Genomic DNA, 16,805 nt, shown 5'->3' on the forward strand with positions numbered 1-16,805 from the left:
ATGGCGCTCCTCGCGCCGCTGTCATGCTCGGCCCGGCGGCTCACGGGTGCTGCGCGGCGAAGCGGGGTGCGATGACCTCTCGGGGATCGACAACGTCGCGCGCAGGCCTCCCTCGGCCCGGTTGGCCAAGGTGATTCGTCCGCCCAGGCGTGTGGCGATGGTGTTGACGATGGTCAGCCCCAGACCTGCTCCTTGCGCATTGCCTCGGCTGTAGAAACGTTCGAACAACCGCGCCTGGTCCGCTTCATCAATGCCCGGTCCCTGATCCTCGACGCTCAGTTGGTAGAAACCTTCGGCCTGACTCAGCTTGACAGTGATTACTCCGTGTTCCGGAGAGAAGTTGGCGGCATTGGTGATCAGGTTGTTCAGGGCAATGTCGATCGCGGCGGCACTGGCCATGACGTTGAACGGTTGCGCGCTGTCGTCGAAAGCCAGCTCCAGCTGTTTACTCAACAGCCACGGTGTCAGTTGCACGAGGCTGTTGCGCACGGTTTCGCTGAGGTCGATGCGTTGCAGGGGCGGCGGGTCGGGTCTGGGCTCCAGGCGCGCCATGGTCAGCAACTGGTTGACCAGACGGCTGGTGCGGTCGACGCCGGCCATCAGGAACTCCAGAGAGTCGCGGCGTTCCTGTTCGGTGCCGGCCTCCAGGAGGTTTTGCGCATGCACCCGCAGCACCGCCAGCGGCGTGCGCATTTCGTGGGCGGCGTCGGCGATGAAGCGGCGTTCGCGGCCGAGCACCTCCTGAATCTGCGCGAGCATGCGGTTGAGCGCCGCTTGCATCGGTTCCAGTTCGCTGGGCAGCGGGGTCAGTTGCAGCGGCTCCAGTGAACCACTGTGCCGGGCGCGCAGGGTGGCGGCCATGTTCGCCAGTGGCTTGAGGCCCCAGCCGATGGCCAGCCAGACCATGCCGGCGAGGATCAGGCTGCCCATCACGTTGGGCCACAGGGTGTGGCGGACGATGCGGTCGACCAGATCAGCGCGCACGTCATTTCGCTCACCGACCCAGATGCGCAGGCCGTTCTGTTTGTCTTCAAGCAGGAACGCGCGCCACTGGCGATTTTTCAAATCCACCACATCGCTGAAACCGGGCTGGGTCGGCGGTACAGTGAAGGAGGGCGCGCTGGTGGTGTGCACCAGCACCTCACCTTTGGGGTTCCACACCTGAAAGGCGATCTTGCCTTCGTAAGGGTGACCGTCGACTCGCGGTGCCGCTTCACTCAAGGCCTGATTGAACGCCTGATACAACTGCGAGTGATCGTTACCGGCCAACGGCATGCGCATCACCCCCTGCAACAGGCGTGCGTTCTGCGCCAGTTGCGCGTCGTAGACCTCGGCGATTTCGTGGTTGCTGTCGTGCAGGTTGAAGGTGCTGAGCACTGCCAGCCCGGCCAGCAACAGGCCAATGATCAGGGTCAGCGTGCGGCGGCGGATCGAGGTCATCGGCGCTCCTCCACCAGATAACCCACACCACGGATGGTGCGGATCAGGTCGGTGGAGAACTTCTTGCGCAGGTGATGGATGTGCACTTCGAGGGTGTTGCTTTCCGCTTCTTCGTTCCAGCCATACAGCAGTTGGATCAGTTGATCGCGGGTCATCACCCGGCCCGGCGGTGACAGCAGTTCGTGCAGCAGCTGATATTCCTTGGGTGTCAGGGCCACGGGCTGGCCCTGATAACTGACCTGCTGGGTGCCGGGGTTGAGGCTGATGCCGGCGTGTTCGATCAGCGCCTGGGCGCGCCCGGCGCTGCGACGCAACAAGGCGCGCAAGCGTGCCTTGAGTTCGGCGAGGTCGAACGGCTTGATCAGATAATCATCGGCCCCGGCGTCGAGCCCGGCGATGCGGTCTTCGGTGGCATCGCGGGCCGTGAGAATCAGCACCGGCAGGTTCGAACCGCTGTCACGCAGACGGCGCAGGACTTCGAGGCCGTCCATGCGCGGCAGACCGAGATCCAGCACGGCGACATCGAAGGTTTCGCTGAGCAGCGCATGCAAGGCACTACTGCCGTCCTTGAGCCAGTCGACGGTGTAGCCCTCGCGCCCCAGCGCCTGATGAATGCCTTCACCCAGCGCCACATCATCCTCGATCAGTAATAAACGCACACGCACTCCTGTCAGTCGAGTTTCTTGTTCACGTCCACCAGCAGGGCGGCGATCTCTTTGCGACGCCCGGCGTCGGCGCTTTCACGGCCCGCACGTGGCGCGGCTTGCTGGGCTTTGAGCAGGGCAGCCTTGGCTTCAGCGTAGCGCTTCTGACGGTAGAGGTGATCGCCCCAGAAGTACAGACTGTCGATGCCATCGGGATTGAGTTGCAGGGCCTGTTTGAGCAGTTGCTCGGCCTTGTCGCTGTCGCCGAAACCGATCGGCCAGCCCGGAACGCGATCATACAGAGCGGCGAGGCTGGTGTAGGCCGAACCTTGGAGGGCCTTGGGGTCGAGGCTCAGGGCTTTTTCCAGATCGGCCTTGGCGTCCTTGGCCTTGCCCAGGGCGCCGAGCCCGCCCTGGGCACCGGCCCAACTGCTGGTGACGATGCCTTTCCAGATCCACGCTTCGGCCACCGACGGACGCTGGGTGGCGAAGGCGCTGGCGTCGGACGACAGTTGCTCGAACGCGGCACCGCGCTGTTTCTCTGCCACTTCGTACTGGATATGCGCCCAACTTTGCTGGATACCGTTGAGGCGTTGCTGATCGGCCGGTTCCAGCGCCCAGACGCTTTGGCTGAGGGCGGCGAACAACAGACATGCGCTAAGTTTTTTCATGGTTTGAGGGACTCGTTGTCAGGTTTTTCACTGAGGCGGCGGATCAGCGGCAATTGCTTGCGCAAGCCGCGATCCACCAGATGCGGCAGCAAGTTGTTGAGGCGCACGAAGAAGCGTTCCGGCCAGCCCAGATACAGGTCGCGGCGGTCGCCGGCAATCGCGTGGACCACCGCCGAAGCCACGGTTTGCGGGTCATCGACGTTGGACTTGAGCGCATCGTTCAGGGCCTGCGCCGCCGCGCTGTTCATCGACGTGCGGGTGGCGCGGGGCGCGACATACAGCACGTTGACCCGAGTGTCGGCCAGCTCCCGGCGCAGCGCTTCGGAGAAACCGCGCAGGGCGAACTTGGTCGCGCAGTAACTGGCATAACCGGCGTAGCCGATCGAGCCGTAGGTGGAGCCGACATTGACTACCATGGCGCTGTTGGCCTCTTTGAGCAGTGGCAGCAGCAACTTGGTCAGGCAGATCGGCGCGCTGATATTCACCGCGAGCATCGCGTTGATCTCGCTGTCATCGAGCTGTTCGAGCATGGCGAAGTGATTGACCCCGGCCGCGTTGATCAGCAGGTTGATGCCGCCGATGGCTTCGGCGGCGGCCAGCACTTTGCGCCGGTCGCTGAGGAAGGTCAGGTCGGCGGCGACCCAGCACAGCGTGTCGGGATAGCGCGCCAGCAACGGCGCCAGCGCCTCCTGATGTCGCGCTACGGCCAGCACCCTGGCACCGGCGGCGCACAGAGCCTCGGTAATCGCGAGGCCGATGCCACCGCTGGCGCCGGTCAAGACCACACGTGCATCACGCAGCTGCATGTTGAGCCTCCGCGTCACGCGGCAGGCCACGGAACATGTCGGTGTACAAGCGATAGACGACTTTCGAGGCGTGAATCACCGCCGCCTGATCCTGCGGATCTTCCAGCTGATTCATCAAACGGCGATAGGTCTGCATGTGCTCGATGTCCAGCGAACCGTGCGAGTTCAGATAGCTGAATGCGCTGTCCGGCAGCGCCAGACGCTCGCGAATGCTGCCCGCCGCATGGGTCGCCAAGGCAATGCTGGTGCCTTCGAGCACATTGACCATGCCGAACAGGCCCACCGGATTGCCGCGAGCGATCAGGTCGTAGAGAAAACTCACCATCAGTTCGATTGGCAACGACGGCTGGCCGTCGCGCACCGCATCGCGGTCGCCGCCACACGCGGCAATATCATTGAGCACCCAGTGTTCATGGCCGTATTCGTCTTCGATGTATTCGGCCACCGCTTTGCGCAGCCATTCCAGGCGCGTTGGCAGGCGCGCACCGCAAGCCATCATCAACGGCACGGTGTGGCGCACGTGGTAATACGCCTGCGCGAGGAAGGCCCGATAGCTGTCGAGGCTGACCTTGCCTTGCAGGGCATCGACGATGATCGGCAGGTTAAACAGTTCGTGGCGTTCCTGTTGCGTGGCTTCTTGCAGGGTGTCGAAAAAACTCATGATGCGGACTCCTCGGAAACAGCGGATTCAGTCAATTGGGCGTGATACTGCGCGACGATGGCGTCGCGGCGCGGGCGGCCATTGGCGGTGAGCAAGCCATTGGCGGCGGTAAAGGGTTGCGGCAGGCGCGTCCACTGATGCACCTGGGCGTAATCGGGCAAGGCTTCGTTGGCTTCGGCGACAGCAGCGGCCAGTTCCGCGTCGCTGCAGTCGGCCCGGTGCGGCCAGAGCAGGGCGTGGTTGTGCGGCATTGCTTCGCCGTAGACGAAGGCCTGGGCGATGTGGCGGCGCTGGGTCAGTTCTGACTCGACCCATTCCGGGTTGACGTTGCGCCCGAAGCTGGTGACGAACTGGTGCTTCTTGCGGCCCTTGAGGTACAGAAACCCTTCCGGGTCGAACTCGCCCAGATCACCACTGGGCCACCACTCATCGGCGTACGGCGCATCGCCCAGATAACCGAGCAACGTCGAGCCCTTGATCAGCACCTCGCCGTCCTCGGCCAGGCGCACTTCAACGTGCGGCAGCGGCCGGCCGACGCTGCCCGGACGCCGTGCGCCGGGGCGATTGAGGCACACCACCGAGGCGCATTCGGACAAGCCATAGCCTTCAAACACCGGCAGCCCGAGCCGTTGCGCGCGGTGCAGCAGATCCTCCGACACTCGCGCACCACCGACAGCGGCAAAGCGCAGGGTTTGCGGGTCGAAGGCTTTCTGTTCGGCGGCGCTGACCAGTAACAACAGCAACTGCGGCACCAGGATCAGACTCTCCGGCGCACGGCTGGCCAGATAACCGAGCAAGCGCGGGATCTCGACGCCACTGGCGCCCTGAATGCCGAGGGTTCTCTGGCTCGGCAAACTCAGCGTCGCACCGGCATACAGCGCGGCATAACAGCCGAGGTTCTCCAGCAGAATCGCCAACGGCAACAGCGCCAGATGATGCTGCGGGCCGGTCACTTCGCTGGCCTGATGCAGCTCCCGTGCAACCCGCAGCAGGCTGTCGGCGCTCAGGCACACACCTTTCGGCGTGCCGGTGGTGCCGGAAGTGAAGGTGAGTTTCGCGGTGCCGGCGGGCATGCGACTGGGGCCACTGAACGCGCGACACCAGAACTCGCCACGTTGTTCATAGCCAGCTGCGAGCAGTTCGGCGCCCAGTTCCGGCTCGGCGATCACCCGTTCGGCCTGGCTCTGTTCCAGACAATGGGCGCGCTGTGCCGGGCTGAAAAACGGCGGCAAGGTCACGCAGGTCAGGCCTTCAAACAGCACGGCCAGATCCCACAGCATCGCGTCGACGCCATTGTCCAACGCCAGCGCAATCACCTGCGCCTGCTCATCGCGCAAACGCTCCTGGCGATACAGCACCTCGGCGTACAGCGTGGCGTAATCGAGTTTCAGCGTGTCGCCCCACAGGGCGGTCGCGTGGTCATTGCGCCGGGCATGGTCGCGCAGGGTTTCCTGGAAACGTTGCAATTCAAGCGACATGACAGGCTCCTTCAATCGAACTCGGCAAACCCAGGCGGGTAAACAGACCGATATTGCGCAGATGGATGAAGCCGGCGCGGATGTTGCCGACATGCACCCAAGGCTTGCTTTCGTAATAACTGCCCCAGTGTTGACGCTCGTCACCCAATCGTTCCGGATCAGCGGCGCACAATGTCACTGGCTTCAAACCCAGGCGATGGAAACTGTTGACCAGCCCGATGTTGCCGGTGAACGTCACCCATTCCAGGCCGCCCATCGCCAGCAGGTAGGTGATGGCGATGATGCTCAGCCGCGCACTACCGGTGTCGCTGGCGGCGAGGTTGCCGACTTCGACAATGGCGCTGCGCTCGACCGGACGATCCGCCGCAGCACTGATCAACGGTTCGATCGGCTCATCCAGATAGCGCTCGAGAAACAGCGGCTCCAGATGTGCACGACGCACCCCGGCCACCGCGCACAACTCGCCGTCGCCGTTGTGCATGCCGAACAGCTCGGGCATAAAGTGTCGGATGTCGGCGCCGTGGGCCTTGCGAAAGCGTTGTTGGATAAAACTTTCAAACGTCGCTCGCAGAGTGTCCTCGGGCAGCGCGCCGGTCAGTGTCATCTGCGGTGTTTCGGCTTGACCGAAGCGCAGGGGCAGGGGGATGTTCCAGTCAGATTCGGGCATGGGCAGAACGCCTCCCTCAATAGATTTGAGCGAAGTATCCAAGCCATTTCTTAACGAAGTCTGAAGGTAAAAAAAGGTTAACCTGAGGGTCTGTCTTCAGACTCTCTTAAGACTGGGCGGGCAGGGTAACGCCGTCGGTTCGCCCAACAACCGGAGCGAGGCGGTCGAACGAATTGGCCGTCACTCATGACAATCAAGAGGCGCAGCTTATGTCCCGCGACATCGCCGTAACCCGTTACGGAAAACTCTCAATCACCCTGCACTGGCTGATGCTGGCGCTGTTTGTCGGCGTCTACGCATGCGTCGAAATCAAGGGCTACATGCCCAAGGGCAGCGAAGCGCGCGGCTTGCTGATGGGCTTTCATGGTTTGTTCGGCACGGGCATCTTCGCGCTGGTGTGGTTGCGCCTGCTCGGCCGTCTGACGCCGCGTCCGCCGATCACGCCCAAGCCACCGGCATGGCAGACCGGCATTTCGCACCTGATGCACCTGGCGCTGTACGTGCTGATGATCGCCACGCCGATCCTCGCCTGGCTGATGCTCGCCGCCGCCGACAAACCGTTCCCGTACTTCGGCTTCCACGTCCCGGCACCCGTGGCCATCGACCCGGACTTTGCCAAACAACTGAAGTACTGGCACGAACTGCTGGGCAGCACTGGCTACTGGCTGATCGGCCTGCACGCCGCGGCGGGGCTGTTTCACCATTACTGGGTGCGGGATAACACGCTGGTGCGGATGCTGCCAGGCCGCACCGAATAACCCTGATCCACTACAACCCCTGTGGGAGCGAGCTTGCTCGCGAAGGCGATGTGTCAGCCTCTGATGATGTTGGCTGATACGACGCTTTCGCGAGCAAGCTCGCTCCCACAGGATTTTGTGATGTCTGGCAGAACGGGGCAGTTGCCGGAACCGCACTTCGCGTCCACTCTATGACCTGCCGACAAGGAGCGTCCGCCGACCCTCCGTCGTGACCACAGGGAGCTTGCAGCATGAGCGAAGACAACAAGGTAAAAGGCCCGGCGTCGTACTTCCCCTCCATCGAGAAAAAATACGGCCAGCCCATCGAACACTGGCTAAACCTGCTCGCCGGCATCACCGACAAGAAGCACATGGAACTGGTGGCGTGGCTCAAGGATGAACACGGCATGGGCCACGGTCATGCCAACGCCTTGGTTGCGCATCATCTGGCGGCTAAAAAGTGAGGGCAGGGCAGCGATGAATTTCTCCCACCGACCAGTGACGGCCGACGACGTCAACACCCTCTGCAGCTTTCCCCAAGGCGAACAAGAGCTGTTCTTCATGTTCCCGAAAGCCAACTTCCCGCTGACGGAAGAGCAAATGCACAGCGCGATCAGCCAGCGCTTCGACTCCACGGCTTTTCTGGCCAACGGCGAGTTCGTCGGCTTCGCCAACTTCTACCGCGCTGAGCGCGATGGCATCTGCTGCATCGGCAACGTCATCGTCGCGCCCTACGCCAGAGGCCAAGGTATTGCGCGGTATATCGTCGAAACCATGACCGCAGTGGGTTTCGAAAAATATCAGGCCAAAGAAGTGCAACTGTCGTGTTTCAACGAAAACACTGCAGGCCTGCTGCTCTACCCGAAACTCGGCTTCGTGCCGTTCTCTATCGAAGAACGCCCGGCGCCAAATGGTGGACGTTCTGCCCTCATCAACATGACGCGCCACCGACCATAGCCATCCCCAAAACCTGAGGGAAACTGGCTTGCTCGCAATGGCGTTCGCCCGGCCGGACATGCTCCCAAGACTTGTGCGCAAGCTGTGGGAGCGAGCTTGCTCGCGAAGACGCCAGCCCAGCCACCCCCATTCCCAAGTCAGCCAAACAACCTTTGAGAGCTAGCCTGCGAGCGATGGCGCACGACCAACCACCACCGCACCCTATCCATAAACGCGATCATCCAGAAACCACATTACTCAAGCCTCCTCACCCCTAAGCTGACAACTCATTGCATCGCAATTCGCAGACCACGACGTCAGCCACTCCGGCATCTCGGGCGACCGCTCAGGCAACCCCAACTCCCTGACGAACTCACCCGGCGCAATCGTTCCTTTCGCCGAACGAAACAGCCCACGCATGACCACCACGCCGATCACCCGGCCTTTACTCACGAAGCGATGTTCCATGAAGCTCCATTTATCATCCCAGCCGAGCATCCGGCTGTGGATTTCAAACGCTTCAAACAGCTTGAGTTCGCGCCGAAATTTACCCCAGGTGTCGCCAACGATCGGGAGCGCCTTGGTGCGCAGCGCCACCCGAAACGCGCCACTGCGCAACACAAAATCCATGCGTCCGACGTCTGCCATTGTGAAATAGCGGCCATTGGTGACATGCCGATTGAAATCGAGATCCAGTGGCCACACGCGCATGCGGATAATGGTGGATTCCAGCGCATTGACCGGGTTGCGCCACGGTCGGTGAAAAAGCATGCAGAGCAGTCGAAACCACAAATTCATAAGTACGTCAGCCATTTGAGAGGGGCGCTGCACTCTAGCGACCCGGACGTCGGTGAGGTAGGTGCGTAAATGACTTTTTTGGTCTGAACAGTACATTCCGATCATTGCGGAGGTGGTGTTGGATTGGTAGCCAGTTCAATCGGCGGATAAACAGAAAACAATCGAAATGTTTAAATAAGCCTGTCGTTATCATCCATGCCCTACAGCGCCTTGCGCCATTGCCTACGAGTGCGCCAGAATCCGCCGGCTTGTGCGCCTGGCACGTCCTCCGTACCTTGATTCCTGTCACTGCTCATCAGTGATCGGGTCTGCAAGCCCGCCGGAAAAACCAGTCGCACAGCCAGCCAAAGGACACTCGTTCGTGTCCGCTTAATGGCAGCTTTGTGCGGGAGACCTTCGGGTCTGCCGGGTGCCTGGTTTCCCGGTCTTGCAGACCCGCGCATAGCTGCCACCCATCATCTGCAAGTGATGGTGGTAGCTCCTAATGAACAACCAGGAGTTTCACCATGATCAAACCAACACCCAACCCGCCAGAAACCGACCCCGCATCCCCCTACGAATCCCTCGGTTCCAAAAAACTCCACGAAGCCGCCGAACGCGCCCTCGACCACTACCTGCTCCCGGCCAGCCACATCATGGCCAACGCTCAGGAGCCGGAACGCATGTATCTCGCCAACCCGAAGTACGACACCGAATCCCTCCTGGCCAACGCCAGCGAAACCCTCGGCTCCGCCAGCGAAATGCTCAACAACTTCGCCGCCGTCCTCGACACTGCCCACCGCAAAACCGCACTGGGCATCGCCCAAGTCGTGATGCTCGGCGAAATCGCCGTCAACCAGGCACTGGACAACGTCGAAGTCCCCCGATAACGCCCCCAACACGACGAGGGGAAACCCTCGTCACATCAGAAGCCGTATGTAGTGGTCAACTAATCCCGGACACGACGTTAAGTTTTTTCTCGGCCTGAGCTGGGGCCAGTCCGTTGTTGAATTGGTGCGGTCTAATCCAGTTGTACCGATGCATCAGGTAATGACTGATGTCGCGGTGCGCTTCTTGAGCTGTCATGTAGCCCACGGTTGGTATCCACTCAGTTTTCAAGCTGCGAAACACACGCTCCATCGGCGCATTATCCCAACAGTTTCCACGACGGCTCATGCTTTGGCGCATGCGGTAACGCCAGAGCCGTTGGCGAAACTGACGGCTGCCATATTGCGAGCCCTGATCCGAGTGAAACATTAGCCCTTGAGGCCTGCCACGCTGCTCATAAGCCATGTCCAACGCCTTGATGACCAGATCCGCATCCGGCTTGTTTGACAGCGCCCAGCCCACAATCCGACGTGCGTAGAGATCCAGAACGACTGCCAGGTAATGCCATTTCCCTTGAGCCCAGATGTAGGTGATGTCGCCACACCAGACCTGGTTGGGTGCCGGAACATCAAACTCTCGATTCAAGATATTCGGAATGTCAGGCCGCTCGACCGTCGCTTGTTTGTAGGGATGTGATCCAGGTTGTTTGCTGACTAGCGCCAGTTCCCGCATCAGGCCTCGCACCTTAAACCGCCCGATCTGCTCGCCGTCTTCCTGCATCATCGACACGATACTGCGGCTACCGGCAGCGCTTCGACTTTGCGTGAAAAGTTCGTTGACCCGACTGCGCAACCGAAGCCGCTCAACGTCGGGATTTCGGCGCCTGAGGCGGTGGGCGCAGTAACACGAACGAGTGACATCAAAGACTGCGCAAAGCCAATCGACCGGCTCTTGGGTACTTAACTGATCAATCAGCGTGTGCGCTCGTGCTCTTCCGACATCAAGAGCGCGGTAGCCTTCTTTAAAATGGATTTCTCCCGCTCAAGTCGAGCGATTCGAGCTTCCAATTCCTGGATTTTCTGTTGCTCTGGCGTCAGCGCTTTACTCTGCGGAGTAACGCCGGTGCGCTCCTGCTGAAGCTGATTAACCCAGCGGCGCAACGCGGACTCAACCACACCAAGCGAGCGGCTGGCTTCGATATGGCTATAGCTTTGATCGAGCACGAGGCCTGCGGCCTCGCGTTTGAATTCAGCGGAAAAGGAACGACGTTGTTTGGTCATCAGACACCTCTATCTGGCGAGCATTCTCGCCTAAATGGGTGTCCGGTTTCATTAGACCACTACAGTACCCGCGCTGGCACAGGGCAACGCCTTGCGCCACAATGCCTCCGCTGTCACCCTTCGGCCCGTTCTCAAGGATCAGAACAAGGAATCAAGGATTGGGCGGCTACGTCCTAAACCCCGCGAAAAACCACCGCTACGAAGAAGCCAAACCCGTCGACATCCACGCCCAGCGTTGGGCAGAGTATGAGAAGCACGGAAAAGAACCTGCGCGCGAACCTGAGAAAATCGGGATCGCGTTGAGGATTGGGGTGTTCTTTGATGGCACTGGGAACAATGCGGATAACACGGCGGCTGGATTGCTGTGTGGGGCGCAGCATCCGATTGCGCCGGGGCATGAGACGCTTCTCCTGCCCGTCTTTCACTGGTGTTGTTTTTAGTAATCATCTTTGACAGCTACCACGTCAATGCTGGTTTCAACGAAGGTCCGCTTTCGGCCAGAAGCCGCCACCTCAGTAGACGCAACCACCCGCTAGAGTGGGAGCTGATTACCTTTGCACCAGCATCAAATTGTGTCAGATGACGCTCACCACAATGGCTAATTTTCGAGAGTTTGGGTGGCACATTGGTATTACTGATCTACATTTCCTTGGTAGAACCGCCTCGACCAAGGAAGACTAACAATGAGAAGGATCGTTCTTGCAGCGCTTTGCACCCTCGCTTTGACCGGTTGCGCTAACCTCAGATCCCCTAAATTTGTTGATGTGCCCGGGCCGACCGTGGTTACCGAATGTCCACCACAGGCCGACTCTTATTGCCTGTTAACGAACCTTAGCGAGGAGTACAGGCAATATTACGACGGCGCACAAGATGCCAGGGTAATCTCCGATGTGACTGCCCTATCTGCAACTGGCGGTGCAGTCATCGGTGCAGCAACGAATGCTCATTCGGATCTTTATAAAGCTACTGCTGGAATCGCTTTGACAGCGATGGGTTTTTCCAGATACGCCAACTTCAAAACTCAAGCCCTTGTATCACGAGCTACAGCCTCAAAGCTGACATGTGCCGCTACTCCGCTGGCTTCAATGCTCGGGCTCCAGATGCCTGATAAGGCTGCCGTTGCAGCGGGCACACCTATTAAGGCAATGGTGGTTGTAAATCCGCTTTCAAGTATTACGGCACAAGATGCCGCAATCTCTACGTCGAGCGGCGGGAAATCATTATTAATACAGAATATCGATATAGGAAATGCCGTAGCACTTAACGACTACATGACCATCACGAGCCTCGCTGAGACCCTGAATAACGCTGCCGCTAACATCGAAAAATCCCAGCGAATTCTTCGGGAAATCAATGCAGAAGCCACCTCGAATCTTGTCGGATTGCAGCTCAGCGCGATCAACCAAATTGAAACAGACTCATTCAAGCTTGAAGAAGCAATTAACTTGATAAAGCAAGTTGATCCGAAGGATGTAAAGCCAACACCTAAAGCTCAATCCGTAATTAAATCATCTCTTAGCAGCACTGTTCTTGAAGACAATCAGAAAGCAGTTGCGGTTATTGAGAATTACAACCGATACATACGCTGTATGTCTGGGGACTTTGCTCCGACTACATTCTAACTGGAACCGGGCCAGAGATAGATTCTCTGACCCGTTTTTTGATGCTATGTGGCTCGAATGCATTGCATGACCCCGAAGCTGCAGCAGTCACTCCCGCCTATATTTGAAGGAGAAAACTAATGCCCGAGAGCTCTTTTGAACACCCACTATTTGGAACTGTACGATTCCGCACCTTGAGCCCAGAGTGGAAGCGTGGGGACAAAATTGTTTTCTTAAGCGGCTTTGATCTTGCTGATGTTACTAAGTTAACCATCCCGCAGCTAAAAAATATTCCTGGCGCTGGCGGAGGCATATTAAGGGTTCATAAGCTAGCACATACACAGCTTTTGAAGGCATTCGAGATTATAGAAGAACAAGATTTACTAAAACACGTTAAAACCTGCGCCGGAACTCTCAACGTTAGACTGCGCAAGCCTACAAGCGGCGCCCTCAGCAAGCTACCCTCGAATCATGCATTTGGTATTGCTATTGACCTAAACGAAGATGACCCCGGTTTTGGGGACTCGGTGGCCCCGGTGGCACCCATATTGGAATCCCTAGGATTCACCTGGGGCAAAGCGTTCAATGATCCTATGCATTTCGAAGTTAATCGATTCATTAACTAAAGGCATATAGGTGATTTTGGATGCAATGCGTTCCACTGATACATAGGCACTCTAAATTTAGATTGGAGAAGTGTTTGGCGCTGATGGCTTTCGGATCACCAATGCGCATCTGCGGGTGAAGCGAAAAAATGCATAACTATGAAAGCACTTGACCTCAATCAATTAATTAATATTAATGGAGAAAAATATGCTATCCACACCAAACTTTCCCGAGATTGATAGCAACACAATAAAATTTCAAATAGGTGTGATTGCCATAAGCCTTGCGAACATTACAAGCTTCTTCTCTAAGACCCCAATAACATCTATAAGCGCCTCTTACTATGAGAATGGCTGGGCGCGCAATTTGCTTGTTGGATTTCTCTTCGCGATATCAGCATTCATGCTTGCATATAATGGTTTTTCTAGAAAGGAAATGATCCTCAGCAAAATAGTAGCAGCTGCCGCATTTGGCGTTGCCATGTTTCCATGCGGGTGTGGCAGATCAAGCGGTTTTGTATCTATTGCGCACTATGTTTCCGCAGCGGCAATGTTTTCAATACTCGCTTACTTTTGCTATTTATTCCACTGTCGCGCCTTAGATAAAGGGCATGTCGAAGCATTACGACGCTCGAGAATATACGCTATTTGCGGAATATCAATTATTGTATCTATGCTGCTTATGGTAGTAGACCATGTATCGGGTGATAAACTATCCAGCACCATTCCTCGCCTTACGTTTTACTGTGAGCGAGTAGGCCTGATTGCGTTTGGAGTATCATGGTTTACCGCTAGCAAGCTACTACCAGTGATTTCTTCGCCCAATGAAAGACTCCATCTATTCAGGTAGAGAGCGCCAAGGGCGACTTGAGTTGGCAAACACTCAGTCATAAGCGTTTATTTTATCTATATTAGTTTGACTGCCATCCCAGCTTAAAAATATTGCCATATGACTTCAGCCCCTCCAGAGCGCAGCAACTACTTGAGTCATGACTCCCTCCTATATTGGTTTTAGGCGCTACCGCTTCTCCGCCGTTAGTGTTCACAAATATAGGTATCAAAGTGGAGAGGGTTAGTGCCTCATCCAGTCAGCATCAATGCCAGCGCTCCATCCGGGAATAGTGCTTTCATGCAAGGGCTCCTAATTCAATTTAAATATATGCGCTCCAAACTTGATTAAGGTCATATCTAATTGCGCCAGGAACCTTCTAAAGAAAATTTTCGAATTCCTCGACTGCTTCCTTGCGGAGCCATTTGTTGATTTTCTTGTGCTTTATGGGCCCATGATGGTTCACGGTAAGGCGAATAAGCCTCGCGCAATACTCAATGGCAAATTTATGATTGTCTTTTGTCACATGTCGAAAGGTATCGCAGTCGGTTTTACCAGAGACCGCAATCAGCAATTGCTTCAAGCTAGGGTCAAATGACATCGAATTTCCAGAGCACTGGAATATCCCAGCCTCCTCTGTGCATGGCGTGTTAGATCCAGGATTGTTTTGGTCTACCCCTTCATTCCAATCCCACGAGCTTTCAAAACCACCTAGCACTCTCAACACCTCTAGCATTACAGCTTTTCGATGCTTTGTTCCACGCCACGGCCCTAAGTCGGAAACAACACTGGAGTAAATGTCATGAGCACTGTTTGGTAAGAAAATCTCATCCGGTGCATTTATCGCCCAATCTATCAATTCGTTGAGAAAAGCGTCAGGCGCAGCGCCTCGATTCTTGATTATTTGCTTGCATGCAGTAAAGGCCCTACTCATAAACCATCCCTATAAATAAGATCACTTATTAAGAGCTGTGCCGACCTCAGTTACCATCCTAGTTATAACAGCCCCACCGTGACTGTGTTAACTGGAAATATTTACAGCAAGCTCAATGGTAAAACAGCCTTCTCAATCTTTAACTTCCCGTTTTATTGAGTGCTACGCCCAATGCAGAATGCGAGCTAAAAAGGAAGCCTGAACTAGAGATTTGGCCATTTGACAGAGCTTAGCTGAATTTCCATGGTCTGCTTTTGGCCGTATGCGGTCGCTTGGGAATGTCCGCTTCTGGCCGGTAGCGGTCGTGTGCGAACGTCCGCTTCTGGCCGTTTTCTGCTGGTCCGCAGCAGCCGCTGTGGGTCGATTCGAGCCGTTCGTGACCTGGCACTGTCGACCCAACGCTGACGTTAGGATAAAAAGGTAGGGTACAACCTCACAGGCCACACCTGCGCGCATTGCGTAGCACGTTTAATCTACTCTGGCCTCATTTCCCCTAACCACACCGAGGATGCAATGTTTAAGAAATTCTTCGAATACGAATTTGCTTTTGAGGCCATCCTCGTCTCCCTAATTGCGCTTTGCCTACTCATACTCTTATTTAGGGTGGTGATTCCAAATTTCAGCTCTAAATCTCTAGCAGCCAGTTGGATGACGATGCTCGGCGCTTTTGTGATATTTGTTTATTCAATATTTGTTGAGCTAAAGGAAGATTCATTCAAGTCCAGCTTTAACACATACTCATGCTTTACAGATAAAATGGAAGTTTTCAACTACATAATTCCATTTTATCACCTAGGAGATTGCGGACTGCTCCGATATCAGGACAATGGCTCGATAACCTACCTTAACAACGACCTAGGAATAGAGGACGCCCCATCGGTAGGCGCCGAATTATTATTGATAAATGCCATATCTTATATCGCGTCAGATTTTAGAGATTGGCGCTCTGAAAAGTACTCATCTCCTGGTTCCTATCGAGTAGCTTTTCGCAAAAAAGCTGATGCCAATGGAGATACAGTACTGCTAGAAGGTTCTGTGCTTCGTAAATCCACATTCAGATACTTCGACTTTCTACCGGAGGTCGCTCACGACTTTGGTGGGTACTCAATCCTTCCTAGAGGAAGCACACTATCTCTGGATGGGAGAAAACTGATACTTTCGAATCCACACTTCTCCTTCGAGATTGAACCATTCGATCTGGGGCGAGTATATCGAATAGAAAGTGAGTCCCCCGAAACCATATGGGCCACTGACTTTGACGTAAGGGTGTCTTACAGGCTGTTCAAGTCAAGGTCAGGGCATTGGCGTCGATCTGAGTACACAGATTTTTGCCATGCATTAGCAGAGGGAATCAAAGCCCGCCTTGAAGTGCCTAGAGAGCAGTGGCCCAAGTCGCGCTCTTGGGCGTAGATGTCCGCTCCTGGCCGATAGCTGCCGGCCAAGGTCAACTATTCCAACTCAGCACAGGCTTTGCACAGGGTGGCGTTGGATTATATCCAGACGTCGTTCAAGGCAGTTCTTTCGCCATTTTCATGCCCTGTGTTCAAAATACCTCGAGGCTCGATCATCATCAGTTTTGCTTCACCTTTAGCAGCCGTTCGATGCTCAACGCCACGGGGTACCACATAGAGTTCACCGGGATTCACATAAACGCAGCCTTCCGGCAGGTCGATGCGCAGGGTGCCTTCCAGGACAAGAAATGCTTCGTCGGTCTCAGGATGTGAGTGCCAGATGAACTCGCCTTCGATTCGCACAACCTTGAACTGGTAGTCATTCATCTCTGCAACAACCCTGGGGCTCCATTGCTGATCGATGAGTGAAGCCTTGCGTGCCAGGTTTACAGGAACTGATGATTGTTGATGACGGAGCTCTGACATGACGGATCCTCTGTGGTTGAAGTCGCCAGCCTAT

General features: G+C 56.3%; 19 protein-coding genes and 1 pseudogene. 9 read left to right on the top strand and 11 right to left on the bottom strand.

All coding sequences use genetic code 11. The features are described 5' to 3' along the window. Positions 1-21: 21 nt before the first annotated feature. From HV782_RS12150 to HV782_RS12180, 7 genes are read right to left on the bottom strand one after another with little or no spacing between them, the layout of a single operon-like run. On the bottom strand, positions 22-1,440 hold the full coding sequence (locus HV782_RS12150) for an ATP-binding protein (RefSeq protein WP_186747721.1): 1,419 nt from the start codon (positions 1,438-1,440) through the stop codon (positions 22-24). Further along, complete coding sequence (locus HV782_RS12155; RefSeq protein ID WP_123467753.1) at positions 1,437-2,099, bottom strand: response regulator; 663 nt, start codon at positions 2,097-2,099, stop codon at positions 1,437-1,439. The genes HV782_RS12150 and HV782_RS12155 overlap by 4 nt, the downstream gene beginning before the upstream one ends. Before the next feature lie 11 nt (positions 2,100-2,110). Then, a complete protein-coding gene (locus HV782_RS12160; protein WP_186747723.1) occupies positions 2,111-2,755 on the bottom strand; it encodes a tetratricopeptide repeat protein in 645 nt (214 codons plus the stop codon). Continuing rightward, positions 2,752-3,561 carry an SDR family oxidoreductase gene (locus HV782_RS12165; RefSeq protein WP_186747725.1) on the bottom strand — a complete coding sequence of 270 codons (810 nt, stop codon included), beginning with the start codon at positions 3,559-3,561 and terminating at the stop codon, positions 2,752-2,754. Before HV782_RS12165 ends, HV782_RS12160 begins: the two co-directional genes overlap by 4 nt. Beyond that, on the bottom strand, positions 3,548-4,222 hold the full coding sequence (locus tag HV782_RS12170; RefSeq protein WP_128615603.1) for an iron-containing redox enzyme family protein: 675 nt from the start codon (positions 4,220-4,222) through the stop codon (positions 3,548-3,550). The genes HV782_RS12165 and HV782_RS12170 overlap by 14 nt, the downstream gene beginning before the upstream one ends. Then, the gene (locus HV782_RS12175) at positions 4,219-5,700 is read right to left on the bottom strand and encodes an AMP-binding protein (RefSeq protein WP_186747728.1); all 1,482 of its coding nucleotides are present in this window, start codon (positions 5,698-5,700) and stop codon (positions 4,219-4,221) included. Before HV782_RS12175 ends, HV782_RS12170 begins: the two co-directional genes overlap by 4 nt. Beyond that, entirely contained in the window at positions 5,690-6,367 is a 678-nt protein-coding gene (locus tag HV782_RS12180) for a thermostable hemolysin (protein WP_186747730.1), read from the bottom strand. Before HV782_RS12180 ends, HV782_RS12175 begins: the two co-directional genes overlap by 11 nt. 209 nt (positions 6,368-6,576) lie before the next feature. Between HV782_RS12180 and HV782_RS12185 the strand changes: the two genes are divergently transcribed. From HV782_RS12185 to HV782_RS12195, 3 genes are all read left to right on the top strand, one after another. Continuing rightward, a complete protein-coding gene (locus HV782_RS12185; protein WP_186747732.1) occupies positions 6,577-7,125 on the top strand; it encodes a cytochrome b in 549 nt (182 codons plus the stop codon). Positions 7,126-7,355: 230 nt separating this feature from the next. After that, positions 7,356-7,568 (top strand): DUF4287 domain-containing protein, encoded by a 213-nt coding sequence (locus tag HV782_RS12190; protein WP_186747734.1) that lies wholly within the window; start codon positions 7,356-7,358, stop codon positions 7,566-7,568. Between the two features lie 13 nt (positions 7,569-7,581). Next, a complete protein-coding gene (locus tag HV782_RS12195) occupies positions 7,582-8,061 on the top strand; it encodes a GNAT family N-acetyltransferase (protein WP_186747736.1) in 480 nt (159 codons plus the stop codon). Between the two features lie 237 nt (positions 8,062-8,298). Here HV782_RS12195 and HV782_RS12200 read toward each other — a convergent pair whose 3' ends face one another. After that, positions 8,299-8,838, bottom strand: coding sequence for a thioesterase family protein (locus HV782_RS12200; protein ID WP_186747738.1), 540 nt, complete (start codon positions 8,836-8,838; stop codon positions 8,299-8,301). 506 nt (positions 8,839-9,344) lie between these two features. On the opposite strand from HV782_RS12200, the gene HV782_RS12205 reads away from it, so the two are divergent. Further along, positions 9,345-9,707, top strand: a complete 363-nt coding sequence (locus HV782_RS12205; RefSeq protein WP_186747740.1) for a DUF6124 family protein — start codon at positions 9,345-9,347, stop codon at positions 9,705-9,707. Between the two features lie 55 nt (positions 9,708-9,762). On the opposite strand, the gene HV782_RS12210 is transcribed toward HV782_RS12205, so the two are convergent. Next, a protein-coding gene (locus HV782_RS12210; RefSeq protein WP_217890346.1) for an IS3 family transposase occupies positions 9,763-10,925 on the bottom strand; the annotation gives its coding sequence in 2 pieces (ribosomal slippage) (positions 9,763-10,664 and positions 10,664-10,925; 1,164 coding nt in all). 158 nt (positions 10,926-11,083) lie between these two features. Here HV782_RS12210 and HV782_RS12215 point away from each other — a divergent pair. From HV782_RS12215 to HV782_RS12230, 4 genes and pseudogenes are all read left to right on the top strand, one after another. After that, positions 11,084-11,317, top strand: a pseudogene (locus HV782_RS12215) (DUF2235 domain-containing protein); the annotation flags it as partial. Between the two features lie 291 nt (positions 11,318-11,608). Further along, positions 11,609-12,547: a hypothetical protein gene (locus tag HV782_RS12220; RefSeq protein WP_186747265.1), complete on the top strand. Its 939-nt coding sequence runs from the start codon at positions 11,609-11,611 to the stop codon at positions 12,545-12,547. Positions 12,548-12,666: 119 nt separating this feature from the next. Then, positions 12,667-13,152: a M15 family metallopeptidase gene (locus tag HV782_RS12225; protein ID WP_186747263.1), complete on the top strand. Its 486-nt coding sequence runs from the start codon at positions 12,667-12,669 to the stop codon at positions 13,150-13,152. A gap of 187 nt (positions 13,153-13,339) precedes the next feature. Beyond that, positions 13,340-13,981: a hypothetical protein gene (locus tag HV782_RS12230; protein ID WP_186747260.1), complete on the top strand. Its 642-nt coding sequence runs from the start codon at positions 13,340-13,342 to the stop codon at positions 13,979-13,981. Positions 13,982-14,339: 358 nt separating this feature from the next. Here HV782_RS12230 and HV782_RS12235 read toward each other — a convergent pair whose 3' ends face one another. Then, entirely contained in the window at positions 14,340-14,894 is a 555-nt protein-coding gene (locus tag HV782_RS12235; protein WP_186747258.1) for a hypothetical protein, read from the bottom strand. 513 nt (positions 14,895-15,407) lie between these two features. Between HV782_RS12235 and HV782_RS12240 the strand changes: the two genes are divergently transcribed. Next, positions 15,408-16,304: a hypothetical protein gene (locus tag HV782_RS12240; protein ID WP_186747255.1), complete on the top strand. Its 897-nt coding sequence runs from the start codon at positions 15,408-15,410 to the stop codon at positions 16,302-16,304. 80 nt (positions 16,305-16,384) lie between these two features. Here the strand turns inward: HV782_RS12240 and HV782_RS12245 are convergent, their stop codons facing one another. Then, positions 16,385-16,771 (bottom strand): cupin domain-containing protein, encoded by a 387-nt coding sequence (locus tag HV782_RS12245; RefSeq protein ID WP_186747253.1) that lies wholly within the window; start codon positions 16,769-16,771, stop codon positions 16,385-16,387. Positions 16,772-16,805: the final 34 nt, after the last annotated feature.

Source organism: Pseudomonas monsensis, from assembly GCF_014268495.2.
GTDB classification, from domain to species: Bacteria; Pseudomonadota; Gammaproteobacteria; order Pseudomonadales; family Pseudomonadaceae; genus Aquipseudomonas; species Aquipseudomonas monsensis.